This window comes from Leifsonia sp. ZF2019, assembly GCF_019924635.1.
In the GTDB taxonomy this organism is placed as follows: Bacteria; Actinomycetota; Actinomycetes; order Actinomycetales; family Microbacteriaceae; genus Leifsonia.
Genome location: NZ_CP065037.1, coordinates 769233 through 795188, shown reverse-complemented (window position 1 = coordinate 795188; position 25956 = coordinate 769233). Strand labels below are relative to the sequence as shown.

Annotated in this window: 22 protein-coding genes; 12 read left to right on the top strand and 10 right to left on the bottom strand. The window is 69.2% G+C overall.

What is annotated here, in order from left to right; all coding sequences use genetic code 11:
• Positions 1–9: 9 nt before the first annotated feature.
• The 5 genes from IT072_RS04055 to IT072_RS04035 all read right to left on the bottom strand — a co-directional run bounded on the left by IT072_RS04055 (position 10) and on the right by IT072_RS04035 (position 3173).
• Positions 10–345 carry a hypothetical protein gene (locus tag IT072_RS04055; RefSeq protein WP_223359582.1) on the bottom strand — a complete coding sequence of 112 codons (336 nt, stop codon included), beginning with the start codon at positions 343–345 and terminating at the stop codon, positions 10–12.
• Positions 346–369: 24 nt separating this feature from the next.
• On the bottom strand, positions 370–687 hold the full coding sequence (locus IT072_RS04050) for an ArsR/SmtB family transcription factor (protein ID WP_223359581.1): 318 nt from the start codon (positions 685–687) through the stop codon (positions 370–372).
• On the bottom strand, positions 684–1172 hold the full coding sequence (locus IT072_RS04045; RefSeq protein ID WP_223359580.1) for an SRPBCC domain-containing protein: 489 nt from the start codon (positions 1170–1172) through the stop codon (positions 684–686). The genes IT072_RS04050 and IT072_RS04045 overlap by 4 nt, the downstream gene beginning before the upstream one ends.
• Positions 1173–1276: 104 nt before the next feature.
• Positions 1277–2218: an SDR family oxidoreductase gene (locus tag IT072_RS04040; protein ID WP_223359579.1), complete on the bottom strand. Its 942-nt coding sequence runs from the start codon at positions 2216–2218 to the stop codon at positions 1277–1279.
• A 115-nt stretch (positions 2219–2333) separates the two neighbouring features.
• Entirely contained in the window at positions 2334–3173 is an 840-nt protein-coding gene (locus IT072_RS04035; protein WP_223359577.1) for a helix-turn-helix transcriptional regulator, read from the bottom strand.
• 142 nt (positions 3174–3315) lie between these two features.
• Here IT072_RS04035 and IT072_RS04030 point away from each other — a divergent pair, with 142 nt between their 5' ends.
• Positions 3316–3543: a hypothetical protein gene (locus IT072_RS04030; RefSeq protein ID WP_223359575.1), complete on the top strand. Its 228-nt coding sequence runs from the start codon at positions 3316–3318 to the stop codon at positions 3541–3543.
• A gap of 63 nt (positions 3544–3606) precedes the next feature.
• The gene (locus IT072_RS04025; protein ID WP_223359573.1) at positions 3607–4887 is read left to right on the top strand and encodes a glycosyltransferase; all 1281 of its coding nucleotides are present in this window, start codon (positions 3607–3609) and stop codon (positions 4885–4887) included.
• A gap of 30 nt (positions 4888–4917) precedes the next feature.
• Here the strand turns inward: IT072_RS04025 and IT072_RS04020 are convergent, their stop codons facing one another.
• Together IT072_RS04020 and IT072_RS04015 are read right to left on the bottom strand one after the other, a co-directional pair.
• Complete coding sequence (locus tag IT072_RS04020) at positions 4918–5691, bottom strand: glycoside hydrolase family 16 protein (protein ID WP_223359571.1); 774 nt, start codon at positions 5689–5691, stop codon at positions 4918–4920.
• Between the two features lie 98 nt (positions 5692–5789).
• Positions 5790–9152 (bottom strand): RICIN domain-containing protein, encoded by a 3363-nt coding sequence (locus IT072_RS04015; RefSeq protein ID WP_223359570.1) that lies wholly within the window; start codon positions 9150–9152, stop codon positions 5790–5792.
• 224 nt (positions 9153–9376) lie between these two features.
• Here IT072_RS04015 and IT072_RS04010 point away from each other — a divergent pair, with 224 nt between their 5' ends.
• The 8 genes from IT072_RS04010 to IT072_RS03975 all read left to right on the top strand — a co-directional run bounded on the left by IT072_RS04010 (position 9377) and on the right by IT072_RS03975 (position 18348).
• Positions 9377–10393 carry a LacI family DNA-binding transcriptional regulator gene (locus IT072_RS04010; RefSeq protein WP_223359569.1) on the top strand — a complete coding sequence of 339 codons (1017 nt, stop codon included), beginning with the start codon at positions 9377–9379 and terminating at the stop codon, positions 10391–10393.
• A 161-nt stretch (positions 10394–10554) separates the two neighbouring features.
• Positions 10555–11562: a LacI family DNA-binding transcriptional regulator gene (locus IT072_RS04005; protein ID WP_223359568.1), complete on the top strand. Its 1008-nt coding sequence runs from the start codon at positions 10555–10557 to the stop codon at positions 11560–11562.
• Positions 11563–11637: 75 nt separating this feature from the next.
• A complete protein-coding gene (locus tag IT072_RS04000) occupies positions 11638–12621 on the top strand; it encodes a sugar ABC transporter substrate-binding protein (protein ID WP_223359567.1) in 984 nt (327 codons plus the stop codon).
• Positions 12622–12627: 6 nt separating this feature from the next.
• Positions 12628–12888, top strand: coding sequence for a hypothetical protein (locus IT072_RS03995; protein WP_223359566.1), 261 nt, complete (start codon positions 12628–12630; stop codon positions 12886–12888).
• A 31-nt stretch (positions 12889–12919) separates the two neighbouring features.
• Positions 12920–13894 carry a carbohydrate ABC transporter permease gene (locus tag IT072_RS03990; RefSeq protein ID WP_223359565.1) on the top strand — a complete coding sequence of 325 codons (975 nt, stop codon included), beginning with the start codon at positions 12920–12922 and terminating at the stop codon, positions 13892–13894.
• A complete protein-coding gene (locus tag IT072_RS03985) occupies positions 13891–14709 on the top strand; it encodes a carbohydrate ABC transporter permease (RefSeq protein WP_223359563.1) in 819 nt (272 codons plus the stop codon). Before IT072_RS03990 ends, IT072_RS03985 begins: the two co-directional genes overlap by 4 nt.
• Before the next feature lies 1 nt (position 14710).
• A complete protein-coding gene (locus IT072_RS03980; RefSeq protein ID WP_223359561.1) occupies positions 14711–16420 on the top strand; it encodes an amylo-alpha-1,6-glucosidase in 1710 nt (569 codons plus the stop codon).
• Positions 16421–16431: 11 nt separating this feature from the next.
• A complete protein-coding gene (locus IT072_RS03975; protein WP_223359560.1) occupies positions 16432–18348 on the top strand; it encodes a glycoside hydrolase family 127 protein in 1917 nt (638 codons plus the stop codon).
• 85 nt (positions 18349–18433) lie between these two features.
• On the opposite strand, the gene mmsB is transcribed toward IT072_RS03975, so the two are convergent.
• The 3 genes from mmsB to chvE form a co-directional block, all read right to left on the bottom strand.
• Complete coding sequence (gene mmsB, locus IT072_RS03970; RefSeq protein ID WP_223359558.1) at positions 18434–19609, bottom strand: multiple monosaccharide ABC transporter permease; 1176 nt, start codon at positions 19607–19609, stop codon at positions 18434–18436.
• Positions 19606–21150: a multiple monosaccharide ABC transporter ATP-binding protein gene (mmsA, locus tag IT072_RS03965; protein ID WP_223359557.1), complete on the bottom strand. Its 1545-nt coding sequence runs from the start codon at positions 21148–21150 to the stop codon at positions 19606–19608. The genes mmsB and mmsA overlap by 4 nt, the downstream gene beginning before the upstream one ends.
• Before the next feature lie 69 nt (positions 21151–21219).
• Positions 21220–22347 (bottom strand): multiple monosaccharide ABC transporter substrate-binding protein, encoded by a 1128-nt coding sequence (gene chvE, locus IT072_RS03960; RefSeq protein WP_223359555.1) that lies wholly within the window; start codon positions 22345–22347, stop codon positions 21220–21222.
• Between the two features lie 313 nt (positions 22348–22660).
• Between chvE and IT072_RS03955 the strand changes: the two genes are divergently transcribed.
• Together IT072_RS03955 and IT072_RS03950 are read left to right on the top strand one after the other, a co-directional pair.
• On the top strand, positions 22661–23689 hold the full coding sequence (locus tag IT072_RS03955) for a LacI family DNA-binding transcriptional regulator (protein ID WP_223359553.1): 1029 nt from the start codon (positions 22661–22663) through the stop codon (positions 23687–23689).
• A 237-nt stretch (positions 23690–23926) separates the two neighbouring features.
• Positions 23927–25891: an ArnT family glycosyltransferase gene (locus IT072_RS03950; RefSeq protein ID WP_223359551.1), complete on the top strand. Its 1965-nt coding sequence runs from the start codon at positions 23927–23929 to the stop codon at positions 25889–25891.
• The last annotated feature ends 65 nt before the right edge of the window (positions 25892–25956 follow it).

Sequence of the window (25956 nt, the reverse complement as noted above, 5' to 3'; positions counted from 1 at the left end):
CGTCCGCGCTCACCAGCCGTGGACGTTGAACCACTCCCTCCGGTGGGCGATCTCCTCGTCCGACTCCGCGGCGTCGGTCGTGTCGTGCTCGACCAGTCTGCCTGCCGTGTCGAGCGCGACGAAGCGCTGGCAGTGCGGGCAGTCGGCGCGCCCCTCCGGGAACCCGTCGGGCAGGCGAGCGGCCGGTGACCCGCTCTCTCCCGATCCGGGACACCGAGCGGGGTCGGCATCCCGGTCGGACCACAGAAGCCCCTCGCGGCGGTGCAATCCGGCGTGACCGAGCGGACGCGTGCAGTGCTGGCCGCGCTTGCGACTCGGGCAGTAACGGGGCGGACTGGCGGGCATTCCGTCACCGTACCGCTCCGCGCCTCAGAGCCCTTCCGCGATCCGCTTGATCTCGGCGAGGCGACGATCCCATGCCGCACCGATCTCGTCGAGGCGGCGGGCCGTCGCGCTCAGCTCCGAACCGAGCACGCGGAAGCGCACTTCGCGCCCGACGCGGACCGGTTCGACGAGCCCGACCTCCTGCAGCACCGCGAGATGCTTCGCGATGGCCTGCCGGGAGACCGGGAGCACCGCGTCGAGCGCGCTCGCGGAGGCCTCCCCCTCCGCGAGCGCGCTCAGGATGCTCCAGCGCGTGTCGTCGCCGAGCGCGGCGAACACGGGGACCAGAGTGGGCGCGCTCACGCGCGTGCACCCGCAAGCTCGACGCCATCCTCCAGCAGGGCGACGAGCTTGTCGAGCTCCTGCGTCCATCCCTCGCGGTGCGACTCCACGTTGCCCGCCGGGTCGGTCGTGACCCCGAAGCCCGACTCGACCACGGTCAGCTGCGTGCCACCGGGCGCGTCGGCCAGCGTGAACGTGAACCGCGTCGCGCGCGACTCGTCGAAGCGCGGCGGGCGCTCGTCGAGGTTGTCGTCGTTGTTCCACAGGTATGTGACCGAGTCCTGCGGCGCGATCGCCGCAACGCGCAGCGGGACAGTGCCGTATCCCTCGAAGGTGATGCTCCCCTGCCCCTCCGCATCCAGCTCAGTCGCGGCGAACCACCGGGAGATGTGTGCGGGCTCGATCACCGCGGCCCACACCTTCTCCCGGGGCGCGGAGATGCGGATGGTGCGTCGGACCGTGAGCTCGTCGATGTCGGCGACGGCGGCCGCGTTCTCGGTAGCCATGTCGGCTCCTTCCCTGAGGCGGGAGGCGGATCCTCCTGCAACTCAATGGTTGCATTAAGTGGAAACCATTTGCAACTTTTCGGTTGCATCACGCTCGGGTGCTGTCAGCTCGACGCGGACATCCGCTCCTGCAACCGGGGCCCGATCAGCCGCACCGACTCGTCCCAGAGGCGTCCCGCCGCCGGCCCGTCGGTCATCGGGCGCCACAGCGGCCGAACGGTGGGCGGCCCGCTCACGACGCGCCGGGGGCCGTAGAACCTCTCGTCTCCGTCGGGGGCGACGGCCGCCAGCAGCGCAGGGCGCGCAGCGCTCTCTACCGTCCCCGTCACGCCGATGCGGGACAGACCCCTGATGACGCGGCGTCCGATCAGCTCCCGATCGCGACCGAGACCGGGCTGTGCCGCGAGCAGATTGGTGGGTGAGACACCCGGATGCGAGAGGTTGCTGCTGATCCCCCACCCCCCGACCCGGCTGCGCTCGTGGAGTTCCCGTGCGAAGAGGGCGACGGAGAGCTTCGACTGCGCGTAGGCCGCGCCGCCGTCGTAGGACCGCTCCCAGTTCAGATCGTCCCAGTTGATGCGCCCGCGACGCGCGGCGATGCTGGTCTGGTGGGTCACGCGTCCGCGAGCCGCTCGGATCAGCGGGAGGAGGCCCAGGGTGAGCGCGACGTGGCCGAGGTGGTTCGTGCCGAATTGCAGTTCGAAGCCGTCGCTGGTCGCCTGCCTGGTGGGCGGGGTCATCACACCGGCGTTGTTGATGAGGATGTCGATGGGCCGCCCCTCCGCGCCGAGGGCGTCGACCAGGGCGAACACCGAGTCCAGCGAGGCCAGATCGAGGGCGGGCGTCGCCACGATCGCACCGGGGAACCGCGACGCGAGCTCGTCGGCGACGCGCCGGCCCTTCTCGGGCGAGCGGACCGGGAGGACGAGTTCGGCGCCCGCCTCCGCCAGTCGCCACGCGATCGCGCGGCCGATGCCGTCGCTCGCCCCGGTGACGACGATGAGCGTGCCCGTCAGTGGAGGAAACAGTGCGGGTCGTGCGTTCATGGCGAGTGGGCCCTTCGTCGAGTTCGATCGGGAGATCCCATGCTCGCGCCGTCGGCGCGCGCGTTCCAGTGCGCGGCGATCCACTGACATCCGATCCACCTCTCCGCGGGAACGGTCACGCGAAGGACCGGGCGCCGATGACCGACAGCAGGCGCAGCTTCTCGCTGCTGTCGCTCCCCGGCGTCGCCGTGTACACCAGCAGGCGATGCGATTGCTCGGGGTCGAGCAACGTCTGGCAGCTCAGCTCGAGAACGCCCACCTCGGGATGGAGGAAGCGTTTGCGATCCGGGGGACGCAATCCGACGTCGTGGTGGTCCCAGGCGCTCCGGAACTCCTCGCTCGAATCGAGCAGCTGCTGGCGCAGACGATCGGCAGGCGATCCCGCGCCGCGGGCGGCGGCGAGTTCCCGGAGTCCGGACGCGTAGACGCGCGACAGGACCTCCCGCTCCTCCTCGGTGTAGGCCGCACGACTTCCCGGGTCGGTGAACCAGCGGTATCCGATCGACCGCTCCGCCCCCGTCAGCGCGACGAGGTCCCCGACGAGCGTGACGCTCAGCGCCGTCTGCCGCAGGGTCTCGCCCAGCTCCGTGACGATCTCGGCGGGAGTGTCGTCGAGCCGGTCGAACACGCGGAGCATTCCCGGGCTGATGTGCTCGGTGGACGCTCCCCGGTCCGGCGGAGTGCGACCGCCCAGACGGAAGAGATGATCGCGTTCGGCGAGCGTCAGATGCAGGCCCTGGGCGATCGCGGCGAGCATCTGCTCGGACGGCTGCGGGCCGTCGCCGCGCTCGAGGCGCGAGTAGTAGTCGGTCGACATGTGGGACAGCGCCGCCACCTCCTCGCGCCGGAGGCCGACGGCGCGCCTCCGCCGGCCCGGTGGCAGCCCGACGTCCTCGGGCTGGAGCGCCTCCCGCCGGTGCCGGATGAACTCCGCAAGCCCGGGCCTGTCGATCACGGCCGCCTCCCCTCGCCGTACGGTCACGCCTCACCGCATGTCTATCGCACACGCCGCCCGGTATCCACGCCCTGACGATCCACCCCTCCCCACCCGGCTCGACCGAGCACGGTCCCGGGCGACGCGGACCTATGATGCTCGCATGGACGAGCCCACTCAGGAACAGCTGGAAGCCTCCGACAAGGTCGAGAAGCGCACGGTCGGCGGGGAACTCCGCTACTACATCAAGAACATCCGCGACCATTGGCCGGTCGTCGTCGAGAACGACCCCGACGCCGCCGGACACGAAGCGTGGTGGACGCCGGACGGGAAGTTCCACGCCACGCACGCGCAGCTGCGCCGGGATGCGATGGTGGGCGGGATCGTCTGACACCGGCGGGTCCGGGAGGCGCCCTCTGGCACCGTCCGGACCGCATGCGTCACCATGTCTGCTATGGCAGAGGTGATGTTCGCGGTGATGCCGTTCTCCGGTCACGTCGCACCCATGCGTGCGGTCGTGCGCGCCTTCGCTGCCGCCGGGCACCGGGTGCGCGTCTACACAGGGTCTGCCCATGCCGAAGCCTTCCGCGCGGACGGCGCGGAGACCGTGCCGTGGGTGAGGGCGCCGGACTTCGACGAGAACGATCCGGCCCGGACCTTTCCGCGGCTGCGCGGCCGGAAAGGGCCCCGCCAGATGATCGTGAACGTCGAGGACCTGTTCGTCCGGACGGGAGCGGCGCAATGCGCAGACCTGACGGCGGCCTTCGACACACGGCCCTGGGATGTCCTCGTCGCCGACAGCCTCTCCCTCGGGGCGCATCTGGCCGCCGAGCGGACCGGCACGCCGCGGGTGACCGTCTCGCTCGTCCCCCTCGCGACACCGTCGCCGGGTGCGCCGCCGCCCGGTCTGGGCCTGCGTCCGGCGGCGTCTGCGCTGGGCCGCCTGCGGGACCGCGCCCTGTGGGCGGCGATCTCGGCCGCATCCCGCCCGATCCAGCGCGCGTTCCACGAGCAACGCGCGCTCGCCGGTCTCCCACCGACCGCACTCACGTTCCAGGAGGCGCTGTACTCACGCGACCTGGTGTGTGCCAGCGGCGTCGAGCAGTTGGAGTACCCCCGCCCGGAGTGGCCGGGCAGGATCGTCTGGGTGGGCGAGCTCGCGGACCATGCCGGCAACGGCATCCCCGAGCCCGCGTGGTGGCCGGAGTCGGTCGCAGACCCGCGTCCACTCGTGCATGTGACCCAGGGCACGCAGAATGTGGACCCCGACGACCTCATCCGGCCGACGTTCGCCGCCCTCGGGCGGCAGCAGGTGCAGCTGGCCGTCGCGACGGGAGTGCGCGGGAACAGCGCTCTGCCGTTCCCCGCGCCGGCGAACGCGCGCGTCGCAGACCTGCTTCCGTACGATCGGCTGCTCCCCCGCGTCGACGTGATGGTGACCAACGGAGGGTGGGGCGGGGTGCTGGCGGCGTTGCGCCACGGCGTACCCCTGGTGATCGCGGGCGGAGACCTGGACAAACCGGAAGTCGCAGCCCGCGTCGCCTGGTCCGGCGCCGGGGTGAATCTGCGCACGGGAACGCCGTCGTCCCGCGCGATCCTGCGCGCCTGGCGGCGCATCTCCGACGGAGCCGACTACCGGGCCGCCGCCGAACGCATCGGCGCGGCGCTCCGCCGGCATGACGGACCCGGCGAAGTCGTCGAGCACACGGAGGCCCTCCTCGCTGCGCGCCGCTGAGGGTGTCGCTGGACCGCGGCCGTCAGCACCTCACTGCCACGCGCGGACGCGGTGGATGGTTGCGGTCTTGGGGTAGTGGCCGCCGCGTGTCCCGATCTCGAAGAGGTCGATCATGAGGAACAGCGGGTAGTCGGGGGCCTGCGGGATGCGCCGGAGCGTGTGGCCGTCGCATCCGATCACGGTCTCGCCGTCATGCCAGACCACCGTCCAGGTGTGTGGGGACGAGGCGTCCACCGGGACGACGACCGCGGCCATGTCGGTGGCCAGTCCCGGGTCGTGATGCGCTTTGATTCCTGTGCGGGCCACGGTGGTCTCCCCGATCGCGTCGGCGTCGATCTCGAAGATGCAGATCTCACCGGACTCGGAAGGGGATCGGTGCTCGGTTCCGACGAGCCACGCCGCGAGCATGCAGCCGGCGTCCCGGCTCGCGGAGGCCGTGATCTCCACTCGCCCGCGCGACGGCGCGAAGAGGAGCGTCTGCGGCGTCTCCGTGCGCACCTCGAGATCCTCGCGGTGGCGATGAGTCCCGAGCCGGGAGCCGACCGGCCCGGAGTAGACGCCGGTCTGCAGGTTCGAGACGCGCAGAGGCGCGTCTTCGGGGCGCCAATCGGGCTGGTCGGCATCGATCCGCAACACGATCCCGGCAGCGCCGATCTCGTAGTGCGCACGTGCCCGCTCCGCCGTGGTCCACTGCGGCAGATAACTCGCGACCCAGCGCTGCGGACTCAGCCCGGCACGGAAGTCGTCATCGATGTCGGGTCGGCGGTTCGGCGCGTCGGGAAGGCTCTCCGGGAAGGACGGCATGGGACATGATCGCACGCGAGCCCGGCACGCGGCGCTGCTCGTCGCCGACGATGGACGAAGCAGGGCCGGCGGTGATGCCGGCCCTGCTTCGCATGGTGCTACTTGACGACGGTCACCGTCATCGTCTTGCTGGTCGTGGTGCCCGCGGCGTTGGTGAAGGCGACCGTGTAGGTGTAGGTCCCCTTCGCCCTGCCTTCGACCTTCAGCGTGGCCGCCTGGGCGTTCGGCGTGTTCGCGGTCAGGTCGCCCCGGCCGACGACGACGCCGTTCTCGGAGAACGTGTAGGAGGTCGCGTTGGTCCCCCACCACATGTTCGCCGTGACGGTGTAAGTGCCGCCGCCGTTCCAGTCGTCGTTGCTGAGAACCGGCGTACCCGGGTTCGCCTGGGTCACCTTGACGGTGGTGCTGGTGGTCGCGGTGGTTCCCTTGCTGTTCACCAGCTGCGCCGTGTAGACGTAGGTGCCGTTCGTCTTCCCGGTGACCGGGATGGAGACGTTCTGGGCACCGACGCCGCCGAAGGTCAGCTGCTTGGTGGCGATCAGGGTCCCGTTCTCGTAGAGCCGGTAGATCGACCCCTCCTCGCCCCACCACAGGTTCATGACGACGTTGTAGCTGCCGTCCTGGAGCCCGGTGTCCCAGCCGTTGTCGTTCGACAGGGCCGCCTGGCCCGGCTTGCTCGTCGCGCCGTCGGGCACGGTGACCGGAGCGCTGAGCGTGGACTCGGCGCTCTCGCCCGCCGCATTGACGGCGGTCACACCGAACGACGCGGTGTCGCCCGGCCAGACGCCCGTGACCGTTGCGGAGGTGGCGTCGGCTCCCACGGAGGCGACCGGGTCCGCAACGCCCTGCCGGAAGATCCGGTAGCCCGTGATCGGGGTGCCGCCGTCATCCGCCGGTGCCGTCCAGCCGACCGTGACCGCCGAGGGGGTCGCCGTCGGCGTCGCACCGGTGGGCGCGGTGGGCGCGCTCAGCGCGTGCAGCGTCCAGAAGTGGTCGGCGGTCTGAGCGTCGGTGGCCGACGTGTTCGCCGCCGCCGAGGTCCCGGCCACGACGGTGCCGTTGCGACCGCTGCCGGACGAGTCCACCAACGTCGCGCCGCCGGCCTCGTCGAAGGCGTAGTGGACGACGTCGCCCGCGCCCGCCTGACCGGAGGCGAGCGCCGCCACCTCGGCCGCACTGAGGGCACGGCTGTAGATGTTGAAGTCGTCCACGGTCGCGTTCAGTGCGGGGTCGCTGCTGTACTGCGACTTGCCGATGTAGTTCCTCGTGCTCTGCCCGAACGCCGACGGGTGGATCGTCATGTTCGCGTTCGTCGCGACGACCTGCCCGTTCACGTAGAGCGTCCCGGTCGTGCCGGCGACGGTCACGGTCACGAGAGACCACTGGTTCAGCGGCAGCGTCTTCGTGCTGCTGTTGAGTCGCTGCTCGCCGCCTCCTCCGCTGGTGGTGATCGCGTAGCGCAGCTCGGTGCCGTCGTTGAGGGTGACGAACATGCTGGCGTTGCTGCCGGAGCCGATGTCGAACAGCCGCTGCCAGGAGGTGTTGCTCGCCGGGTTCACCCACGCCGAGACCGTGTAGTCACCGGTCAGGCCGCTCACCGCGCCGGTCGGCAATTGCGCATACGCGCTGCTGTCGCAGAACGACAGCGCCGAGCCGATCTTGCCGGGCTGACGGGGGCCGGTCGCTGTGCAGCCCGAGGTGACCGAGCCGTCCGTCCACTGCACGACACCCGCGCCTGCGGTCGTGCTCATGCCGGCGACCCCCAGGACCAGACCCGTTCCGTAGTTCTCGAACCGGTAGTCGCCCTTGCCGTCCGGCACGACCTGCCAGAGGTGGTCGTCGGTGCCGCTGTCGCCCCAGATGACGGCGGGCACGCCCGTCGCCGTCCCGCCGCCCTGGACGCCGAGCACCAGGCCGGTCGCGGGGTTGACGATCTTGTAGAGACCGGAACCGGCGGAGACGAGCTTCCACGTCTGGGTGGCACTGCCGCCGGCCGCCGCGGTGTTCTGCACGACCGCCGTGCCGGCGTCCGTGCCGCCGGCCTGGGTGTCGAGCGCGAGGCCGCTGTTCAGGTTCGAGATCGAGTAGGTGCCGGAGAGGTCGGTGGTCTGGCTCGCCGGCGTCACGACGATGTGGTAGCCGTAGGCCGGGTTCATCACGACGGGCACGGTGATGGAGCCGTCGCTGCCGACCTGGTAGGTGGTCGTCGAGATGGTCGTGGGCCCGGCGACCGCGACGGTCCGGCCGTACGACGGGGTGAACTCGAGCTTCACGTTCACCTTCGAGCCGACGGCCAGTTTGTCGAGGCCGGCGACGCGGATGCCCGCGGTGCCCGATGCGCCACCGGTGATGACGTCGACCTCCTTCTTGTCGGCGGTGACGGACGCCGCAGCGTCGAAGTTGTTGTTGCCGGGCGGCGTGGTGGTGACCATGTCGCCGTTCATGTCCGCGTACCACTTGTAGAGCCAGTACGCGCCGTTCGGGCTGCCGCCCTGGCCGGTGAGCAGGTCGCCGAGCGCGCCGGACTGGTTCCAGAACGCCAGCTCGGCGTCGCGGATGCCCAGGCGCTCGAACTTCGCCACGTAGCCGACCAGCGAACCCGGGATGCCGACCTCGGCGGGCGCGGCGTACTCCTCGATGTCGATGGGTCGGCGCTGGATGCCGAGGGCGTCCTCCATCCCCTGCACCTTGGCGACGTCGCCCGCGATCAACGACGAGCCGGCCAGCTCGTGCCAGGCGAGCACGTCCGGCACGGTGTTCGTCGCGACCGCGTTGTTCAGGAAGTTCTGCATGTCGCTGATGTTGTCCGAGAAGCTCGGCCCCTGGATCGGTGTCGTCGGATCGAGGCTGCGGATCAGACGGTACGTGTGCGTCCAGAAGTCCTCGAACGTCCCGTTGGAGGCCAGCCACGTTCCGTCCGGCTCGTTCCACGGTGCCCACGCCGAGAGGTTCGTCATGCCGGAGGCCTTGACCTGCTGGATCTGATCGGTCACGAACTGGTCCCAGTTGCTCCAACTGAACTGGTAGGGCCAGCCCGGGTAGTAGTCCGCGAGCCGGTCGACGACCTTCGCGCCGGCCGCGTCGGCCTTCTGCCAGGTCTGGCCGATGTCGCCGGTGGGCTGCTGCTTGCCGCCGATCGGCTTCATGACGAACTCGGTGGGCTTGATCGCCTGCACCAGTCCGTCGGACGGCGTCGTCGCGTCGGCGAGTCCGTACAAGGAGCCGGTGCCGACGTGGGACACCGGGCGGAAAGGCTGGTCGGCCTGAACGGTGAGTGTCGAGGCGGCGGCGGGCGCAGCCGCGGCGGGGAGCGTCGAGGCGAGCACCCCTCCTGCGGCGACGAGTGCGAATCCGGCGACGGTCGCGGTGACGCGGCGCGCGGTCGGGATCCGGGAGCGGCGGGGCGAGGGATCAGCACCCCGGATCGGCGCGGACGACCGATCCGATCGAGTATCAGACATGATTGTTCTCCATTGCTCAATCAGTGATGAAGCGGCCGCGACAGTGAACGCGGTCCGTTCGAGATCGTGCGTCGAACCGGTTCGATGCACTCAGGAGGAAAGTTAGACCTTCGATCGGCAGAACGTCAAGGAAATCTGGCGAACCGATTCGACGACCCTCTCACCGCATCGCTGCGCACATCCTCACGACGTGAAACAATCAGCAGACCCTTACCGGAGGACAGATGGCAGCAACGATCGGCGACGTGGCCCGCGCTGCCGGAGTGTCGCGGAGCACGGTGTCGTACGCCCTTTCGGGCAAGCGCATGATCTCGGACGAGACCCGGGCCCGGATCCAGGCGGCCATCGACGATCTCGGCTTCACCCCGAACGCCGGAGCACGGGCGCTGGCGACCGCGCAGACGAATGTGCTGGGCCTGTACCTGCAGTTCCAGGACGACGAGTTCGCCCCGGCCATGCTGCAGTATGTGCTCCCGGTGTCGACGACGGCCCGCGAAGACGGCTTCGACCTGCTGATGGTGACCGACACCGACCTCGTCGAAGCGGTGCGGCGGACGACCTCTTCGCGCATGGTCGACGGCGTCGTGCTGCTCGACGTGACCTACGACGACGTCCGGCTCGAGCCGCTGCGGGAGGCCGCCCAGCCGGCGGTGCTCATCGGCTACGCCAGGGACAGCGCCGGTTTCGACTCCTACGACCTCGATTTCGGCGAGGCGGCCCGCCTGGCCGTCGACCACCTCGCCGCGCTCGGTCACACGGAACTCGTCCTCATCACGCCGCCCCGTCACGTCTACGAGCGCGGCGGCTCCTACGCCTGGCGTTTCCGGGACGCGGCCGTCGACAGGGCGGCGCGGTATGGCATCCGGATCTCCGCACTCTACGGCGACTCGCGCCAGCCCGGCATCGACACCGCGTTCGACGCGGCCTTCGCCACCGCCCCGACCGCCACCGGACTCATCGTGCACAACGACGCCATGATCGCCGCGCTGCCCTCGTACCTCCACAAGCGCGGCGTGCGCGCACCGGACGACCTCTCCGTCGTCGGGGTCTATTCGCGGGATTTCGGCCAGACGTTCTCGCTGCCGTACACAGCCGTGGAGACCTCCCCGGATCGGCTGGGCGAGCTCGCCGTCCGCCAGCTGGTCACGCGGATCGCCGATCCGGAGCGGGCGGGAGCCCCGATCGTCCGCCTGATCGAGCCGCGTCTGGTCGATCGGGGGAGCACACGCCCGGTCGCCTGACCGGGGAGCATCGGCCAGCCGCGAGCGGCGGCGCCGCCCGCCCGCGCACGGACGGGGAGCGGACGATCCGACCGTGAAGAATCGTCGAACCGCTTCGACTTGTCTTTCTCCTCCAGCGCCGCTACAGTTGTCGAACCGGTTCGACGATGAAAGGAGACGCGATGGCCATCACCATCACGGATGTCGCCCGCCACGCGGGCGTGTCACCCAGCACGGTCTCCTATGCGCTGTCGGGCAAACGACCGATCTCGCCGTCGACACGTGCGCGAATCGACGAAGCGATCGCGACTCTGGGCTTCACCGCCAACGCCGGCGCACGAGCACTCGCCACGTCCCAGACCATGGTCATCGGGCTGCTCACCCAGTTCCACCAGGACGAGTTCGCGCCGGCCATGCTGCAGTACGTCCTGCCGGTGTCCGACACCGCACGCGAGCTCGGCTACGACATCCTGCTCGTGACCGAAGCCGACGCGACGGCCGCACTCCGCCGAGTCACCAGCGCGGGGATGGTCGACGGGGTCGTCCTGCTTGATGTCGTCCACGAGGATCCGCGGCTGGACACCCTGCGCGCCGCGCCCCAGCCGGGAGCACTCGTCGGCCTCCCCAAGCACACCGAGGGACTGGACGTGTTCGACCTCGACTTCGGCGAGTCGGCGCGGATCCTCGTCGATCACCTCCACGAGCTCGGGCACCGCGAGATCATCGTCGTCTCTCCTCCGCGGCACGTCTTCGACCGCGGCGGGGCCTACGGCTGGCGCTTCCGCGACGCGGCGCTGGAGCGAGGCGCCCGGTACGGCCTGCAGATGCATCCGTACTTCGGCGAGGCGAAGCAGCCGGCCATCGGGCAGACGATCAACGCCATCCTCGACGCCCGCCCGACCGCGACCGCCATGATCGTCCACAACGACGCCACCATCGCAGCACTGCCGCCCGTGCTGGCGGCGCGCGGGACTCGTGTGCCGGAGGATCTGTCGGTGGTCAGTCTCTACTCCAAAGACTTCGGTCGAGCCTTCTCGCTCCCCTACACGGCGATCGAGAGCTCCCCCGATCAGCTGGGCCAGCAAGCGGTCCGGCACCTGGTGCGCAGGATCGCATCGCCCGAGCTCGCAGGAGCACCGGTGACGCGCTTCATCGCACCCGAACTCACCATCCGCGGGAGCACCGAGTAACCCGATCCCTACAACGCAGCAGAGCATCGCTCCCGCGACACCCGAACAGCAGTACACGATTCAAGGAGGAATACTGTGATCGCAAACAAGCGCACCCGGCTCATCGGCGCCGCCGTGCTCACGGCCGCCGTGATCGGCGGCGTGTCGGCCTGCTCCAGCTCGAGCCCCGGCTCCAGCAGCAGCGCAGGCGGCACGTACACGTTCTGGGACCCCTATCCCCAGTTCGACGCGTCCGCAGACTGGACGAAGCTGGTCGAGCAGTGTGGCGAGGACGCCGGGGTCACCGTCAAGCGCACCGGCTACGACACGAGCGACCTCACCAACAAGGCCCTCCTCGCCGGGCAGCAGGGCAGCTCCCCCGACCTGCTCCTGGTCGACAACCCGGTTGTCTCGACCCTGGCCGAGGCCGGCATCCTCACGACCACCGCTGAGAACAAGCTCGACACCTCGGACATCCAGAAGAACATCCTGGCCGCCGGCGAGCTCGACGGGAAGACGTACGGCGTTCCGATCGGCGCGAACACGCTGGCCCTGTACTACAACAAGGCCGTGCTGAACACCGCGGGCGTGGATGTGTCCACCATCAAGGACTGGAACAGCCTGACCGCCGCTCTCGCCAAGGTGAAGGCCGCGGGCAAGAAGGGCATCACCTTCTCGGCGATCGGCACCGAAGAGGGCAGCTTCCAGTTCCTGCCGTGGTTCTGGGGCTCCGGCGCCAACCTCAAGCAGCTCGACTCCGACAAGGCCGTACAGGCGCTGTCGCTGTGGACCGACTGGGTGAAGCAGGGCTACGCTCCCAACTCCGTGATCAACAACACCCAGACCACGTCGTGGCAGGAGTTCGCGACCGGCGACTTCGCCTTCGGCGAGAACGGCACCTGGCAGCTCGGCAACGTCAAGAAGGCCGGGATCGACTACGGCATCCTGAGCATCCCGGGCATCGACGGTGGCTCCGCGCCGGCTCCGACAGGCGGCGAGTTCATGACGATCCCGGTGCAGAAGGACACCGGGCGGTACGCGACCTCCAAGAAGATCGCCGACTGCCTCACCAGCACCTAGAACTTCGTGAAGACCGACACCACCCTCTCCTACATCGCGCCCACCACGGCCGCGCGGGAGAAGCAGGTCGCGGCCGACCCGGAGCTGAAGCCCTGGGTCGAGGCCGTCGCCGCGGCCAAGGGCCGCACCAGCGACAACCTCGGCACGAAGTACCCGAAAATCTCGCAGCAGCTCTGGGGTGCCGTGCAGAACGCGCTGAGCGGTTCCCAGTCCCCCGCCGACGCACTCAAGGCCGCCCAGACGGCAGCGGCGGCCGCTACGAAGTAGCGCCGACGCGCAACCCGAGTAAGGCAAACCGATGACAACCATTCAGACAGTGCCGCCCGGTTCTGTCGGAGACCACGGCGGGGTGGCGCGCGGCGACACCCCGCCCCGGTCCCGACGGCGCAGGCGGCGCACCGGGCAGTGGCCAGCGTGGGCGTTCCTCGCCCCTGTCGTGATCTACCTCGCCGTCTTCTACGCCTACCCGCTGTATCGCAACATCGAGCTGAGCGTCCGCGACTACACGGTGCGCTCGTTCGTGATGGGCGACGCGCCGTTCGTGGGCTTCGACAACTACATCTCGGTGTTCCAGAGTCCGACGTTCGGTCCGGCGTTCCTGCACACCGCCCTCTTCACTGTCATCTCCATCGTGTTCCAGTTCACGATCGGAATGGCTCTCGCCGTGTTCTTCCACCAGCACTTCCGGCTGAGCGCGACCCTGCGGGCCCTGTTCCTGGTCCCGTGGCTGCTGCCCCTCATCGTGTCGGCCTCCACGTGGTCGTGGATGCTCAACAGCGATTCCGGCGTCGTCAACGCGTTCCTGCAGGCCATCGGTCTGCCCGGCATCAACTGGCTGACCTCGCCGGACTGGGCCCTGACCAGTGTCATCATCGCGAACATCTGGATCGGCATCCCGTTCAACCTGGTGATTATCTACTCCGGTCTCCAGAACATCCCCACGGACCTCTACGAGGCCGCCGCCCTCGACGGCGCGAACGGCTGGCAGAAGTTCTGGCGCGTCACCTTCCCGCTGCTCAAGCCGGTCTCGGCGATCACCCTGCTGCTGGGCCTAATCTACACCCTCAAGGTGTTCGACATCATCTGGATCATGACGCGAGGCGGCCCGGGCACCGCGTCGACGACCTTCGCGACCTGGTCGTACCAACTCGGGTTCGCCTCCACGCTGCCCGACTTCAGCCCCGCGGCAGCGGTCGGCAATGTGCTGATCGTGATCGCCCTGATCTTCGGGTTCATCTACATCCGCACGCAGCGAAAGCAGGACATCTCATGAACGGCAGGCGGCCGTGGTGGAAGACCGTGGTCGGGGTGGTGCTGACCGCGATCATGCTGTTCCCCGTCTACTGGATGATCAACGTCTCGCTCACCCCGACGACCGAGATGCGCAAAAGCCCGCCCGACCTCTTCCCGGTCCACGCCACCTTCGAGGGCTACCAGGCCGTGCTGAGCCAGCAGCTGCCGTACCTCGGCACCAGCCTGATCATCGGCCTCGGCACGGTCGTCCTGACCATCGCCCTCGCGGCCCCGGCCGCCTTCTCGCTCGCGAAGCTGCGTCCGAGGGGCCGTGGGGTCCTCGACTTCGTGCTGCTGATCGCGCAGATGATCCCCGGCATCATCATGGCGATGGGCTTTTATGCCATCTACCTCAACCTCGGCATCCTCAACACGATCTGGGGCCTGATCATCGCCGACTCGACTCTGGCGGTGCCGTTCGGAGTGCTGATCTTCTCGGCCTTCATGGCGGGGATCCCCGACGAGCTGATGAGCGCGGCGAAGATCGACGGAGCAGGCACGTGGCGCACCTTCCGCTCGATCGTCCTCCCGGTGAGCCGCAACGCGATCGTCACGGTGTCGCTCTTCGCGTTCCTGTGGGCCTGGTCCGACTTCACCTTCTCGTCGACCCTGAACAGCGGAGGCACCCTGCAGACGATCACCCTCGGCATCTACAGGTACATCGGCAACAACAACCAGGAGTGGAACGCGATCATGGCCACTGCCGTGGTGGCCTCCATCCCGGCAGCCGTGCTCCTCGTCCTCGCCCAGAAGTACGTCGCAGCGGGCGTCACTGCCGGGGCGGTGAAGGACTGACATGACGCTCCTCGATCAGTTCGCGTTCGACATCGGCGAGATCCCGTTCTCGCTCCGCGGCTCCTGGCTCGACCTGTCCCGCGTCATCGGTCTGCACAGAAGCTCCCCCGAGGTGCATCTGGTCACCCACACCGGCGGCATGCACCCGATCTTCCGTTTGGTGCCCGTCGGGGTGGACGGGGCCGAGGAACCGCAGGTGATCGCCACGGCTGCGACGCTCTCCTGGCGAACGGGTGCCGGGGAGGCCCAGGCCGTCTTCGCCTCCGGCCGGGGCATCCGCTTTCGCGGGCGGGGGTTCGGGCTGCGGTTCGTCGCGGGCGACCAGCTCACCCCGTTCACGGGCGGCTACCTCTTCGAGGACCCCGTCGACGGCGCGCTCACCCTCACGAGCTACGAGTCCGGCCGACGATACCGCTTCACCGTCGTGGAGGGATCGCCCACGACGACCGGTGTCGGTGCGCTCGGGCAGAACTCGCGCTCGATCGAGTTCGGCGCCGAGGGCGCGTGGGAGGTCCTCGTGGAGGAGATCGGCGCGGCCGCGCCGCGACCCGATGTCTCGGCGCGGTTCGACGACCTCGCCGCCGCGCGACGGCAGGAGTTCGCGCAGTACCTCGACGGGCTGCACGGAGCGGACATCGACGACGGCGCGATCAAGGCCGCGTACGTGCTGTGGTCGGCCACGGTCGCTCCGGCCGGGTTCGTGCGGCGCGAGGCCGTGTTGATGTCCAAGCACTGGATGGACAAGGTCTGGAGCTGGGACCACTGCTTCAACGCCATCGCCCTCGCCGGCGCCGATCCCCGGGCCGCACTCGACCAGTTCCTGGTCCCTTTCGACCACCAGGAGGCGACGGGCGCGATCCCCGACTCGGTGACGCACTCCGAAGTGCTCTACAACTTCGTCAAGCCGCCCATCCACGGCTGGGCGTTCGCGCAGCTGCGCCGCCGCACCGGCGACGCGTACACGGAGGCGGAGCTCACCAGCGTCTACGAGCACCTCAGCGCCTGGACGCGCTTCTGGCTCGATCACCGGCGCCGTCCCGGCCACCGCCTGCCGTACTATCAGCACGGCAACGACAGCGGCTGGGACAACTCGACCACCTTCGACGCGGGCGGCGTCGTCGAGTCGCCCGACCTGGCGAGCTTCCTCATCCTCCAGCTCCGAGAACTCCACGAGCTCGGCCGCAGGCTCGGCCGCTCGACACTCGAGTGGGAGGCCGCCGAAGGCGATCTGACCGCGGCCCTCTTCGAGGAGCTGTGGACCGGCGAGCGCTTCGTCGCACGGCTCGCAACGACGGGCGAGGCCGCTCCGGCCAACAGCCTCCTCAACTGCCTCCCCATCGTGCTCGGGGAACTGCTGCCGCGAGAGATCGCCGATGCGCTCGAGCGACGGATCGGCGAGCATCTGACGGCGTGGGGGCCGGCCACCGAACCGGTCGGCTCGCCCGAGTACGAGGACGACGGTTACTGGCGCGGCCCGATCTGGGCACCATCCACCGCCCTGATCGAGGACGGACTCCGCCGAGCCGGGCGCACCATCCTGGCCGACGAGATCAGCGCGCGCTTCCGGGCACTCTGCGAGACCTCCGGATTCGCAGAGAACTTCGATGCGCGAACCGGGGCGGGCCTGCGCGACCGCGCCTACAGCTGGACTGCCGCCGCCTACCTCACCCTGCGTTCCGACGCCGCTCAGCGCGGCGGCCGCACCGCATGACCAGGAGAACGATGACCGACACGATCAGCGCCGTCCGCCGCGGCGGCCCCGTGAGCCCCACCCGCTCCGCCCTGCGCCCCCTGGGCCCGGACGAACTCCGCATCACCGGGGGTTTCTGGGGCGACAAGCAGGAGCTCAACGGTCGCACGATCATCCGGCACTGTCTGAGCTGGATGGAACGCATCGGCTGGATCGCCAACTTCGACCGCGCTGCAGCGGGCACCGTCGCCGAGCACCACGACGGCATCGAGTTCGTCGACTCGGAGGTCTACAAACTGCTGGAGGCCATGGCCTGGGAGCTGGGCCGCGATCCGGGCTCGGAGCTCGAAGCGGATTATCACCGACTCGTCGCCCGGGTGGCGGCGGCCCAGGAGCCGGACGGCTACCTCCACACATCGTTCGGCCGACCGGGTCAGCGGGCGCGCTACTCCGACCTCGAGTTCGGCCACGAGCTCTACTGCTTCGGCCACCTCTTCCAGGCCGCCGTGGCCCGCGTGCGCAGCGGCCGCCACGACACGATCGTGGAGGTCGCACGCCGGCTCGCGGAACACGTCCACGCGGAGTTCGGACCAGGCGGACGCGACGCCGTCTGCGGCCATCCCGAGATCGAGACCGCACTCGTCGAGCTCGGCCGCGCGCTGTCGGAGCCCCGGTACATCGACCTCGCGGCCGTCCTCGTCGAACGCCGGGGGAGGCGTCGGCTGAAGACCACGCTGTTCCAGGGAAGCGACTACTTCCTCGACGACCAGCCGGTGCGGTCGTCGGATCGACTGCGCGGTCACGCCGTGCGAGCCATGTATCTGGCCTCCGGAGCGGCGGACGTCGCGGCGGAGCGTGGCGACGCGGAGCTGTTGGCCGCCGTCGAACGCCAGTGGGCGAACACCGTGGCCTCCCGCACCTACATCACCGGCGGCGTCGGTGCCCACCATCAGAACGAGGAATTCGGTGCCGACCTCGAGCTGCCTCCGGATCGGGCCTACGCGGAGACGTGCGCGGCGATCGGGTCGGTCATGCTCAGCTGGCGGCTGCTGCTGGCCACCGGTGAGAGCAAGTACGCCGACCTGATCGAGCGGACGCTCTACAACGCGATCCTCGTCTCGCCGCGCGAGGACGGCAGGGCGTTCTACTACGCGAACACGCTCCACCAGCGGGTGCAGGGCACGGTCCCCGCCGACGACGAGCTGAGCGAGCGGGCGGAGTCCAGCCTCCGAGCACCCTGGTTCGAGGTCTCCTGCTGCCCGACGAACCTCGCTCGCACGCTCGCGAGCGTGGGCTCGTACATCGCGACCGCCACCCACGACGGCGTTCAGCTGCACCAGTTGGCGGACGCCGAACTCGCCACGCGAACGGGCGGCGGCGTGACCGTCGAGCTCGAAATGCGGACGAACGGGTACCCCTTCGGAGGCGAGATCGTCATCGCCGCGCGGTCGGACGGGGAGGTCGAGATCGCCGTCAGGGTGCCGGCCTGGGCGCATTCGGCGCGCGTGACCCACGCGGGCACCGATCACACCGCCGTCGACGGCTACGTCCGCATCCGCGCCCGGTTCGCTCCGGAGGATCCGATCCGCCTGTCGCTGCCGATGGAGCCCCGGTTCGCGTACCCGGCGCCCGGCATCGACGCCGTGCGCGGGACGGTCGCCGTCGAGCGCGGCCCCCTGGTGCTCTGCGCGGAGTCGACCGGCCTCCCGGAGGGCGTGCACGTGGACGAGATCCGCATCCACGACGGACTCCCGCTCGCCGCCACCCCGACGGGAGCGCGGGCCCGGATCACGGTCGTCCGCAGCCCCGGCGCCGAGTGGCCGTACGCGCCGCAGCCCGGGATCGTCTCCGGGGCCGAGGAGCGCACCCTCGAGTTGAAGCCCTACTTCGGCTGGGGCAACAACGGTCCGAGCACGATGCGGGTGTTCCTCCCTCGCCACAGCGCCTGAGCGACACGAGCCGCCTGGCCGCCATCGAAGTCATCGGCGATGGCGGCCAGGTCCCCCACGAGACCACGTGTCCGGGCACCACCGGCTACGCCGTGACGGAGCGGCGCTTGTTGTAGACGTCGAACGCGACGGCCGCCAGCAGCACCAGGCCCTTGATGAGCAGCTGGTAGTCGCTGTCGATTCCGAGGATCGACATGCCGTTGTTGAGGACTCCGATGATCAGGCCGCCGATGATCGCGCCGGGGACGGTGCCGATACCTCCCGTGACGGCCGCACCGCCGATGAACACCGCTGAGATCGCGTCGAGTTCGAAACCGTTGCCCGCGCTCGGACTCGCCAGGTTGAGACCGGCCGTGAACACCAGACCGGCCACCGCCGACAGGACGCCCATGTTCACGAAGAGCAGGAACGTCACTCGCTTCGTCTTGACGCCCGAGAGCGCGGCGGCGGCGAGGTTGCCTCCGATCGCGTAGATGTGCCGCCCGAAGACGGAACGGTTCATGATCGCCGAGTAGCCGATCACGAGCACCGCCAGGATGATGAGGACGATGGGAGTGCCGTTGTAGCTCGCGAGGAGCACGGTGATCACCAGCACCAGGAGCACCAGGAACGCGAGCTTGACGAGGAACCACCACAGCGGCTCGTCTTCGAGGTCGAACTTGCGGCGGACCGCCCGCTGACGGAGCGCGTTCGCGATGATCGCGATGCTCGCCAGGATGCCGAGGACCATGGTGAGGGGCTCATACCCGGTGGTGCCGAACGTCGGCAGGAAACCGGAGCCGATCGCACGGAACTCCTTCGGGAAGAAGGAGATCTGCTGGTTTCCGAGTGCGATCTGGGCCGCCCCGCGGAACGCGAGCATCCCCGCGAGGGTGACGATGAAGGCGGGGATGCCGAAGTAGGCGATCCAGAACCCCTGCCACGCGCCGACGAGCGCGCCGAGGACGAGGCAGAACACGACGGCCAGCGGCCAGGGCAGATGCCATTGGGAGATGAACACTCCCGCCATCGCGCCGATGAACGCCACCACGCTGCCGACCGAGAGGTCGATGTGGCCGGCGATGATGACCATGACCATGCCGATCGCCAGGATCAGGATGTAGCTGTTCTGCACGATCAGGTTCGACACGTTGATCGGGGCGAGGGTGATGCCGCCGGTCGCCACCTGGAAGAAGATCACGATCGCGATCAGGGTGATGAACAGGCCGATCTGGCGCAGCTGCCCGGTCAGATAGCTGAGGGCGTTGATAAACGGTTTCATGCGTGCTTCTTCTCGCGTTCCTGGGTCATGAATTGCATGAGGTATTCGGCGGTCGCCTTCTCTCTCGGCACGTCGGCGGTGATCCGGCCTTCGCTGAGGGTGTAGATGCGATCGCAGATGCCGAGCAGCTCGGGCAGCTCGGAGGAGATGACGACGATGCCCTTGCCCTGGTCGGCGAGCCGGTCGATGATCGTGTAGATCTCGTACTTCGCGCCCACGTCGATGCCGCGGGTCGGCTCGTCGAGGATCAGCACGTCCGGGTCGGAGTACATCCACTTCGACAGCACGACCTTCTGCTGGTTGCCCCCCGACAGCTTTCCGGTGATCGCCAGGACGCTCGGCGTCTTGATGTTCATCGACCGCCGGAAATCCTCGGCCACGAGCCGCTCGCGCTGCTCGTTGACGAAGTGGAACCAGTTGACGAGCTTGTCGAGAGCCGCGATGGAGATGTTGCGCTGGATGTTGTCGATCAGGTTGAGGCCGAAGTGTTTGCGGTCCTCGGTGGAGTAGGCGATGCCGTTCGCGATCGCCTTCGACACGGTGCTGACCGAGATCGGTACGCCCCTCTTATAGACCTGTCCGGTGATCCCGACCCCGTAGCTGCGACCGAAGATGCTCATGGCGAGCTCGGTCCGCCCCGCGCCCATCAGTCCCGCGATGCCGACGATCTCGCCCTCGCGCACCGAGAAGCTGACATCGTCGACCACCGTGCGGGTGCGATCGAGAGGGTGGTGCACGGTCCAGTTCTCGACGCGGAGCAGTTCCGCGCCGGTGTGCGGGACATGGTCGGGGAAGCGGCTGGCGACGTCCCGGCCGACCATGCCTTTGATGATGCGCTCTTCGCTGGTTCCCCGCTCCCCCATCTCGAGCGTCTCGATCGTGCGTCCGTCGCGGATGATGGTCACGCGGTCGGCGATGGCTTTGATCTCGTTCAGCTTGTGACTGATGATGATCGACGTGATGCCGTGCGTCTGGAGCTGACGGATGAGATCGAGCAGGTGGGCGGAGTCGTCGTCGTTGAGCGCGGCGGTCGGCTCGTCCAGGATGAGGATCTTGACCTCTTTGGAGAGCGCCTTGGCGATCTCGACCAGTTGCTGCTTGCCGACGCCGATGTCTTTGATCTTGGTGATCGGATTGTCGCTCAGGCCGACGCGCTCGAGCAGCTTCGCGGCTTCGAGGTTCGTGGCGTTCCAGTCGATGAAGCCGCGCTTCTGGCGTTCGTTGCCGAGGTAGATGTTCTCGGCGATCGACAGATACGGCGACAGCGCCAGCTCCTGATGGATGATGACGACGCCTGCCGCCTCCGAGTCGTTGATCGACCGGAACTCGACAGGCTCGCCGTTCACGACGATCTCGCCCTCGAAGGTTCCGTGCGGGTACACGCCGGACAGCACCTTCATCAAGGTGGACTTGCCGGCGCCGTTCTCACCGCAGATCGCGTGGACGGATCCCTCTTCGACGGTGATCGAGACGTCTTGCAGCGCTTTCACGCCGGGAAAGCTCTTCGAGATGTTCCGCATCTCGAGAATCGTGCGGGCCATGGTCTCCCTTGCTCGTGGTGAGGGCCGGCGGGCGGGCTCGAGGCACACCCGCCGGCCTGTGGTCCGCTGCTACTGCAGTTCGGATTCCTTGTAGTAGCCGCTGTCGACCAGGATCTCCTTGTAGTTGTCCTTCGTCACGACCACCGGCTGGAACAGGTAGCTCGGCACGACCTTGACCTTGTTGTCGTAGCTCTTCGTGTCGTTGACCTCCGGCTTCTTGCCCGTGAGGAGGTCGTTCGCCATCGAGGCCGCTTCGTTGGCCAGCTTGCGGGTGTCCTTGTAGATCGTCGAGTACTGGGTTCCCGCGATGATCTGCTTGACGCTCGCGACCTCGGCGTCCTGACCGGTGATGACCGGGATCGTCTTGCCGCCCGACCCGTAGCCGGCGCCCTCGAGCGCGCTCAGGATGCCGTCGGACAGGCCGTCGTACGGCGAGAGCACGCCCTGCACGGTCGCGCCGGTGGAGTACGACTTGGCGATCAGGTCCTGCATCCTGGCCTTCGCCGTCGCCGGGTCCCAGCGCTGGATCGCGACCTGGTTGAAGGCGGTCTGACCGCTGCCCACGACCAGTGTCCCGTCGGCGATGTACGGCTTCAGCGTGTCCATCGCGCCGTTGTAGAAGAACGTCGCGTTGTTGTCGTCCGGGCTGCCGGCGAAGACCTCGATGTTGAACGGACCCTTCGTTCCCGTGGGCTTGCCGTCCTTGTCGAGCACACCGAGTCCGGTGAGGAGCGAGTTGGCCTGGTAGACACCGACCTTGTAGTTGTCGAAGGAGACGTAGTAGTCGACGTTCTTGTCGCCGGTGAGCAGGCGGTCGTACGAGATGACCTTGATGCCGGCCTTGGCCGCGGCGTCCAGCTGGTCCGTGAGCGAGCCCCCGTCGATCGAGGCGATGATCAGCACCTTGGCACCCTTGGTGATCATGGTGTTGACCTGCTGGACCTGAGTGGGGATGTCGTTGTTGGCGTACTCCAGGTCGACCTTGTACCCGTCCTTCTCCAGGTCGGACTTGACGGCGTTGCCGTCGGCGATCCAGCGTTCGGAGACCTTGGTCGGCATCGCGACTCCGACGAGCGCGCCCTTGTTGTCGGTGCCCGATCCCGAGCCGGTGCCTCCGCGACCCCCTCCTGTGCAGGCGGCGAGTGCGACCGCGACGCCGAGGGCCGCGGCGGCGAGTGCGACTTTCCTGAACTTCACTGTGATTCCCTTCGAGCGGTGTGGCGACCCGTGCGCCCGATGCGCGCGGATTCGCCGGGCTCGGAACCGTCACGCCCGCGACGCCCAGCACTCGACGGGATGTCGCACGCGCGACCGCTGCGGTGCGATCGGACTGCTGACATCGGTGACTCCCTCGTCGTATGCTGGGCCGTACGCAATATATGAGACCGGTCCCAGAACGGGTTAGACGCTACGACCCTCACCCATCGTTCGTCAAGCCTCCCGGCCAAATAAGATGAACCAGGTCGACTCCTCCGGCAGCGCAGCCGACCTCTCGACGGAATCAGGACGCATGGAAGAACCCCCGCCCGCCGACCGGCGCGCGCTCTCGATCCGGGACATCGCCCGGTTGGCTGGCGTGTCGCGGCAGACGGTGTCCCGGGTGCTCAACGGCGAGCGCTACATCAAGCCGTCCACCGAGGCACAGGTCCGCAAGGTGATCGACGAGCACTCGTGGCGGCCCAACAGCGCTGCACGCGCACTGGCGACCGCGCGCTCGAGAACGATCGGCCTGCTCGTGTCCACCCGCTCCCACTACGGCCCCTTCAGCGCCGCGGCCGCCATCGACGAGGCGGCACGGAACCGCGGATACGCCATCGTGACCGCGACGCTCGCCCGGGAGGACGACGAGAGCATCGAGGCCGCACTCGACGCCTTCGTCGCGCAGGGTGTGGAGGGGGTGGTGGTGATCGCGCCCCAGCAGCGTGCCCATGAGGCCCTCCAGCGCGTCACGGTGCGGATGCCTCTCGTCAGCCTGCACTGGGAGAGTGCCGACGACGGGCATGTCGCGGCACTCGACCAGATGGCCGGCGCCCGCCTCGCCACCCGGCACCTCATCGAACTCGGCCACACGCGCATCCGCCACCTCGCCGGGCCGCAGGACTGGAAGGAGGCCGAGGACCGGATGAACGGGTTCCTCGCCGAGCTCTCCGACCACGACCTGCCGATCACCGCCCCGATCCTGGGCGACTGGACAGCGGACCTCGGCTACGAGGTCGGGCTCAAGATCCTGCAGCACCCCGACTTCTCCGCCGTCTTCGCGTCGAACGACCAGATGGCGCTCGGCCTGATCCATGCCGCGGCGGACCTCGGCATCTCGGTGCCGGAGCAGCTCAGCATCGTCGGGTTCGACGACATCCCGGAGGCACGGCACTACTCGCCGCCGCTCACGACCGTCCGGCAGGACTTCGACTCGCTCGGCACGCGCGCGATCACCGTGCTGCTCGCGCAGATCGAGGGCACCGGCGACTCACCGGCGGACGAGCTCCCGGTTCCCGAGCTGGTCATCCGTTCGAGCACGGCTCCCCCGCGCGCTCCGTGATCCGATCAGGCCGACCCGAGGACGTCCCGTGTCCGGCGGGACTCGATCGCACGGGGTGAGCCGGGCCGCCGGTCGCCGCACCGGCACACAGCCCGGTGCCCGGCACACAGCCCGGAATGGGAGAAGCCTCAGACGGAAGGGGCTGAGGCGGGGCCTCCTCGCAGCCCCGTCTGCCACCGTCGTCCCGTGACCCCCGCCCGACCCCTGCCCCGGTGGCGCCGGCAACGTCGGAGCCGCGTGCTCGCCCTCGCCCTGATCCTCGCGGGGTTCACGGTGCTCGCCGGCTGGAACCTCGCTCGCGGCGGCGACTTCGACTTCTACGCCGCGTCCGCCCGTTCCATGTCCGAGTCCCTGCGGGCGCTGGCCTTCGGCGCCTTCGACCCGGCGGCGACCGTCACGCTCGACAAGCTGAGCGGGTTCTCCGTCCCCCAAGCCGCCTCGGTCGCGCTGTTCGGCATGTCCACCTCGGCGCTCGCCCTCCCGCAGCTGATCGAAGGCGTCATCGCCGTGTGGGCCGTGTCGCTCATCGGCCTGCGCTGGGCAGGTCCGCGGGTGGGCCTCCTGGCGGCCGCCTGCGCCGCGAGCACGCCGATCTTCGTCTCGATGTTCGGGCACCCCATGGAGGACGGGCTGCTCACGATGGCCCTCGCCCTGGCGCTGCTCTGGTGGCAGCGCGGTCTGCTGAGCGGTCGGGTGTGGCCGATGCTCGTCGCCGGGCTGTTCGTGGGCGTGGGGTTCCAGGCGAAGATGATGCAAGCCTGGTTCATCCTGCCCGCGCTCGTGGTCGGAACCCTCTGCGCCGGTGCCGTCACACGCGCACGCCGACGCCGCGCGCTTGCGGCGTGTGCCGCTCTCGTCGCGAGCGCCGTAGCGGCCTCTCTCGCGTGGATCACGGCGATCGCGCTCACTCCCGCTGCCGGCCGACCTTTCATCGACGGCTCCGTGAACGACAACGTCTTCGCGATGGTCTTCGGCTACAACGGCATCGACCGCCTGCTCCCGGGCGCCGTGCCGGGGGCCGTCGGCGCCCTCCACTCCGCGCCGGGTGGCCACGGCGGCGTCCTCCCCGCCCTCATCGCCCCCGGGGGACGGGCGTCCGCGGGCGGTCTCGCCAAGCTGCTCTCGCCGGAGTACGCGACCCAGATCGGCTGGCTCTATCCGGCGGCGATCGCCGGGGCGGTGCTCGTGTTCGTGCGGTGGGGGCCGAGACGGCGGCGGACGGGCCGCCACGGCCGGGCGGCGTTCGCCGTCGGACTCGGGCTCGTCGCCTGGTGCGCGACGGCGGCCGCAGTCCTGTCCGTCATCCATCTCCCCCACACGGCGTACGTCGCCGCGATCGGTGTGCAGCTCGCCCTGCTCGCCGCGATCGGATGGTGTGAGCTCATCCGTCTCGCGCTCCACGGCACCGGCGCCGCACGGCTCGCTCTGCCCGGCGTGGTGCTCGCGCAATCCGGCTGGACGGTGGCACTGGCCGCGGACGGCTCCGAACCCGCCGTGCTGTTCGCGGCAGCGGGGGTACTGCTCCTGCTCGGCATCGCGGCCGGCATCGTCCTCGTCGTGCCGTCGCTGCGACGCCTCGTGCTGCGGCGCCCGGGCGGCCGGCCCGTGCTGCCCCTGCTGGTCGCGCTCGCCCTCGTGTCGGGCCAGGCCTCCTTCAGCCTCCAAGCGCTGGACGCGGCTCGCGACGGTTCGGGAGGCGACGCCTCCGTCGGCGTCCGGCTTCCCGTGCCGTCATCGATGGACACGGGGTTCCGCATCTCGGCACCTGCGGTCGTCGGAGGCCATTCGACCCTCTCCCGGCAGCAGCAGGAGGTCGTCGACCTGGCGCGCGCGGAGGGCGGTGGAGCCGCGGGACGACCCCTCATGCTGACGGATTCGTGGTCCCTGTCTGCCGCCGTGATCTCCCGCACCGGCACCAGTGTGCTGACCGACGGCGGGTACTCCGGGTCGGTCCCGGTCTTCACGGCGAGCGCGATCCGCGGGATGATCGCGTCCGGGGAGGTGCGCGTGCTCGTGGTCGCACAGGGCGGGCACGCGACGGACCCCGTCCGCTCCGTCGCGCTGTCGGGAGAGTGCCGCTTCGTCCGGGCGTTCCACGACGTCGTGTCGGGGACGTTCCACCGGCGCCCGTCGCCGACGGACCTGTACCGCTGCAGACCTCCCGTCGACGCCGCCCGGCATTCGGGTGACGGCGGGCTCTGATCGGCACGACACCCTTTGCGCGCACGCACAGACCCCTTCGTCTACGCGCTCGAGGACCGGGGACC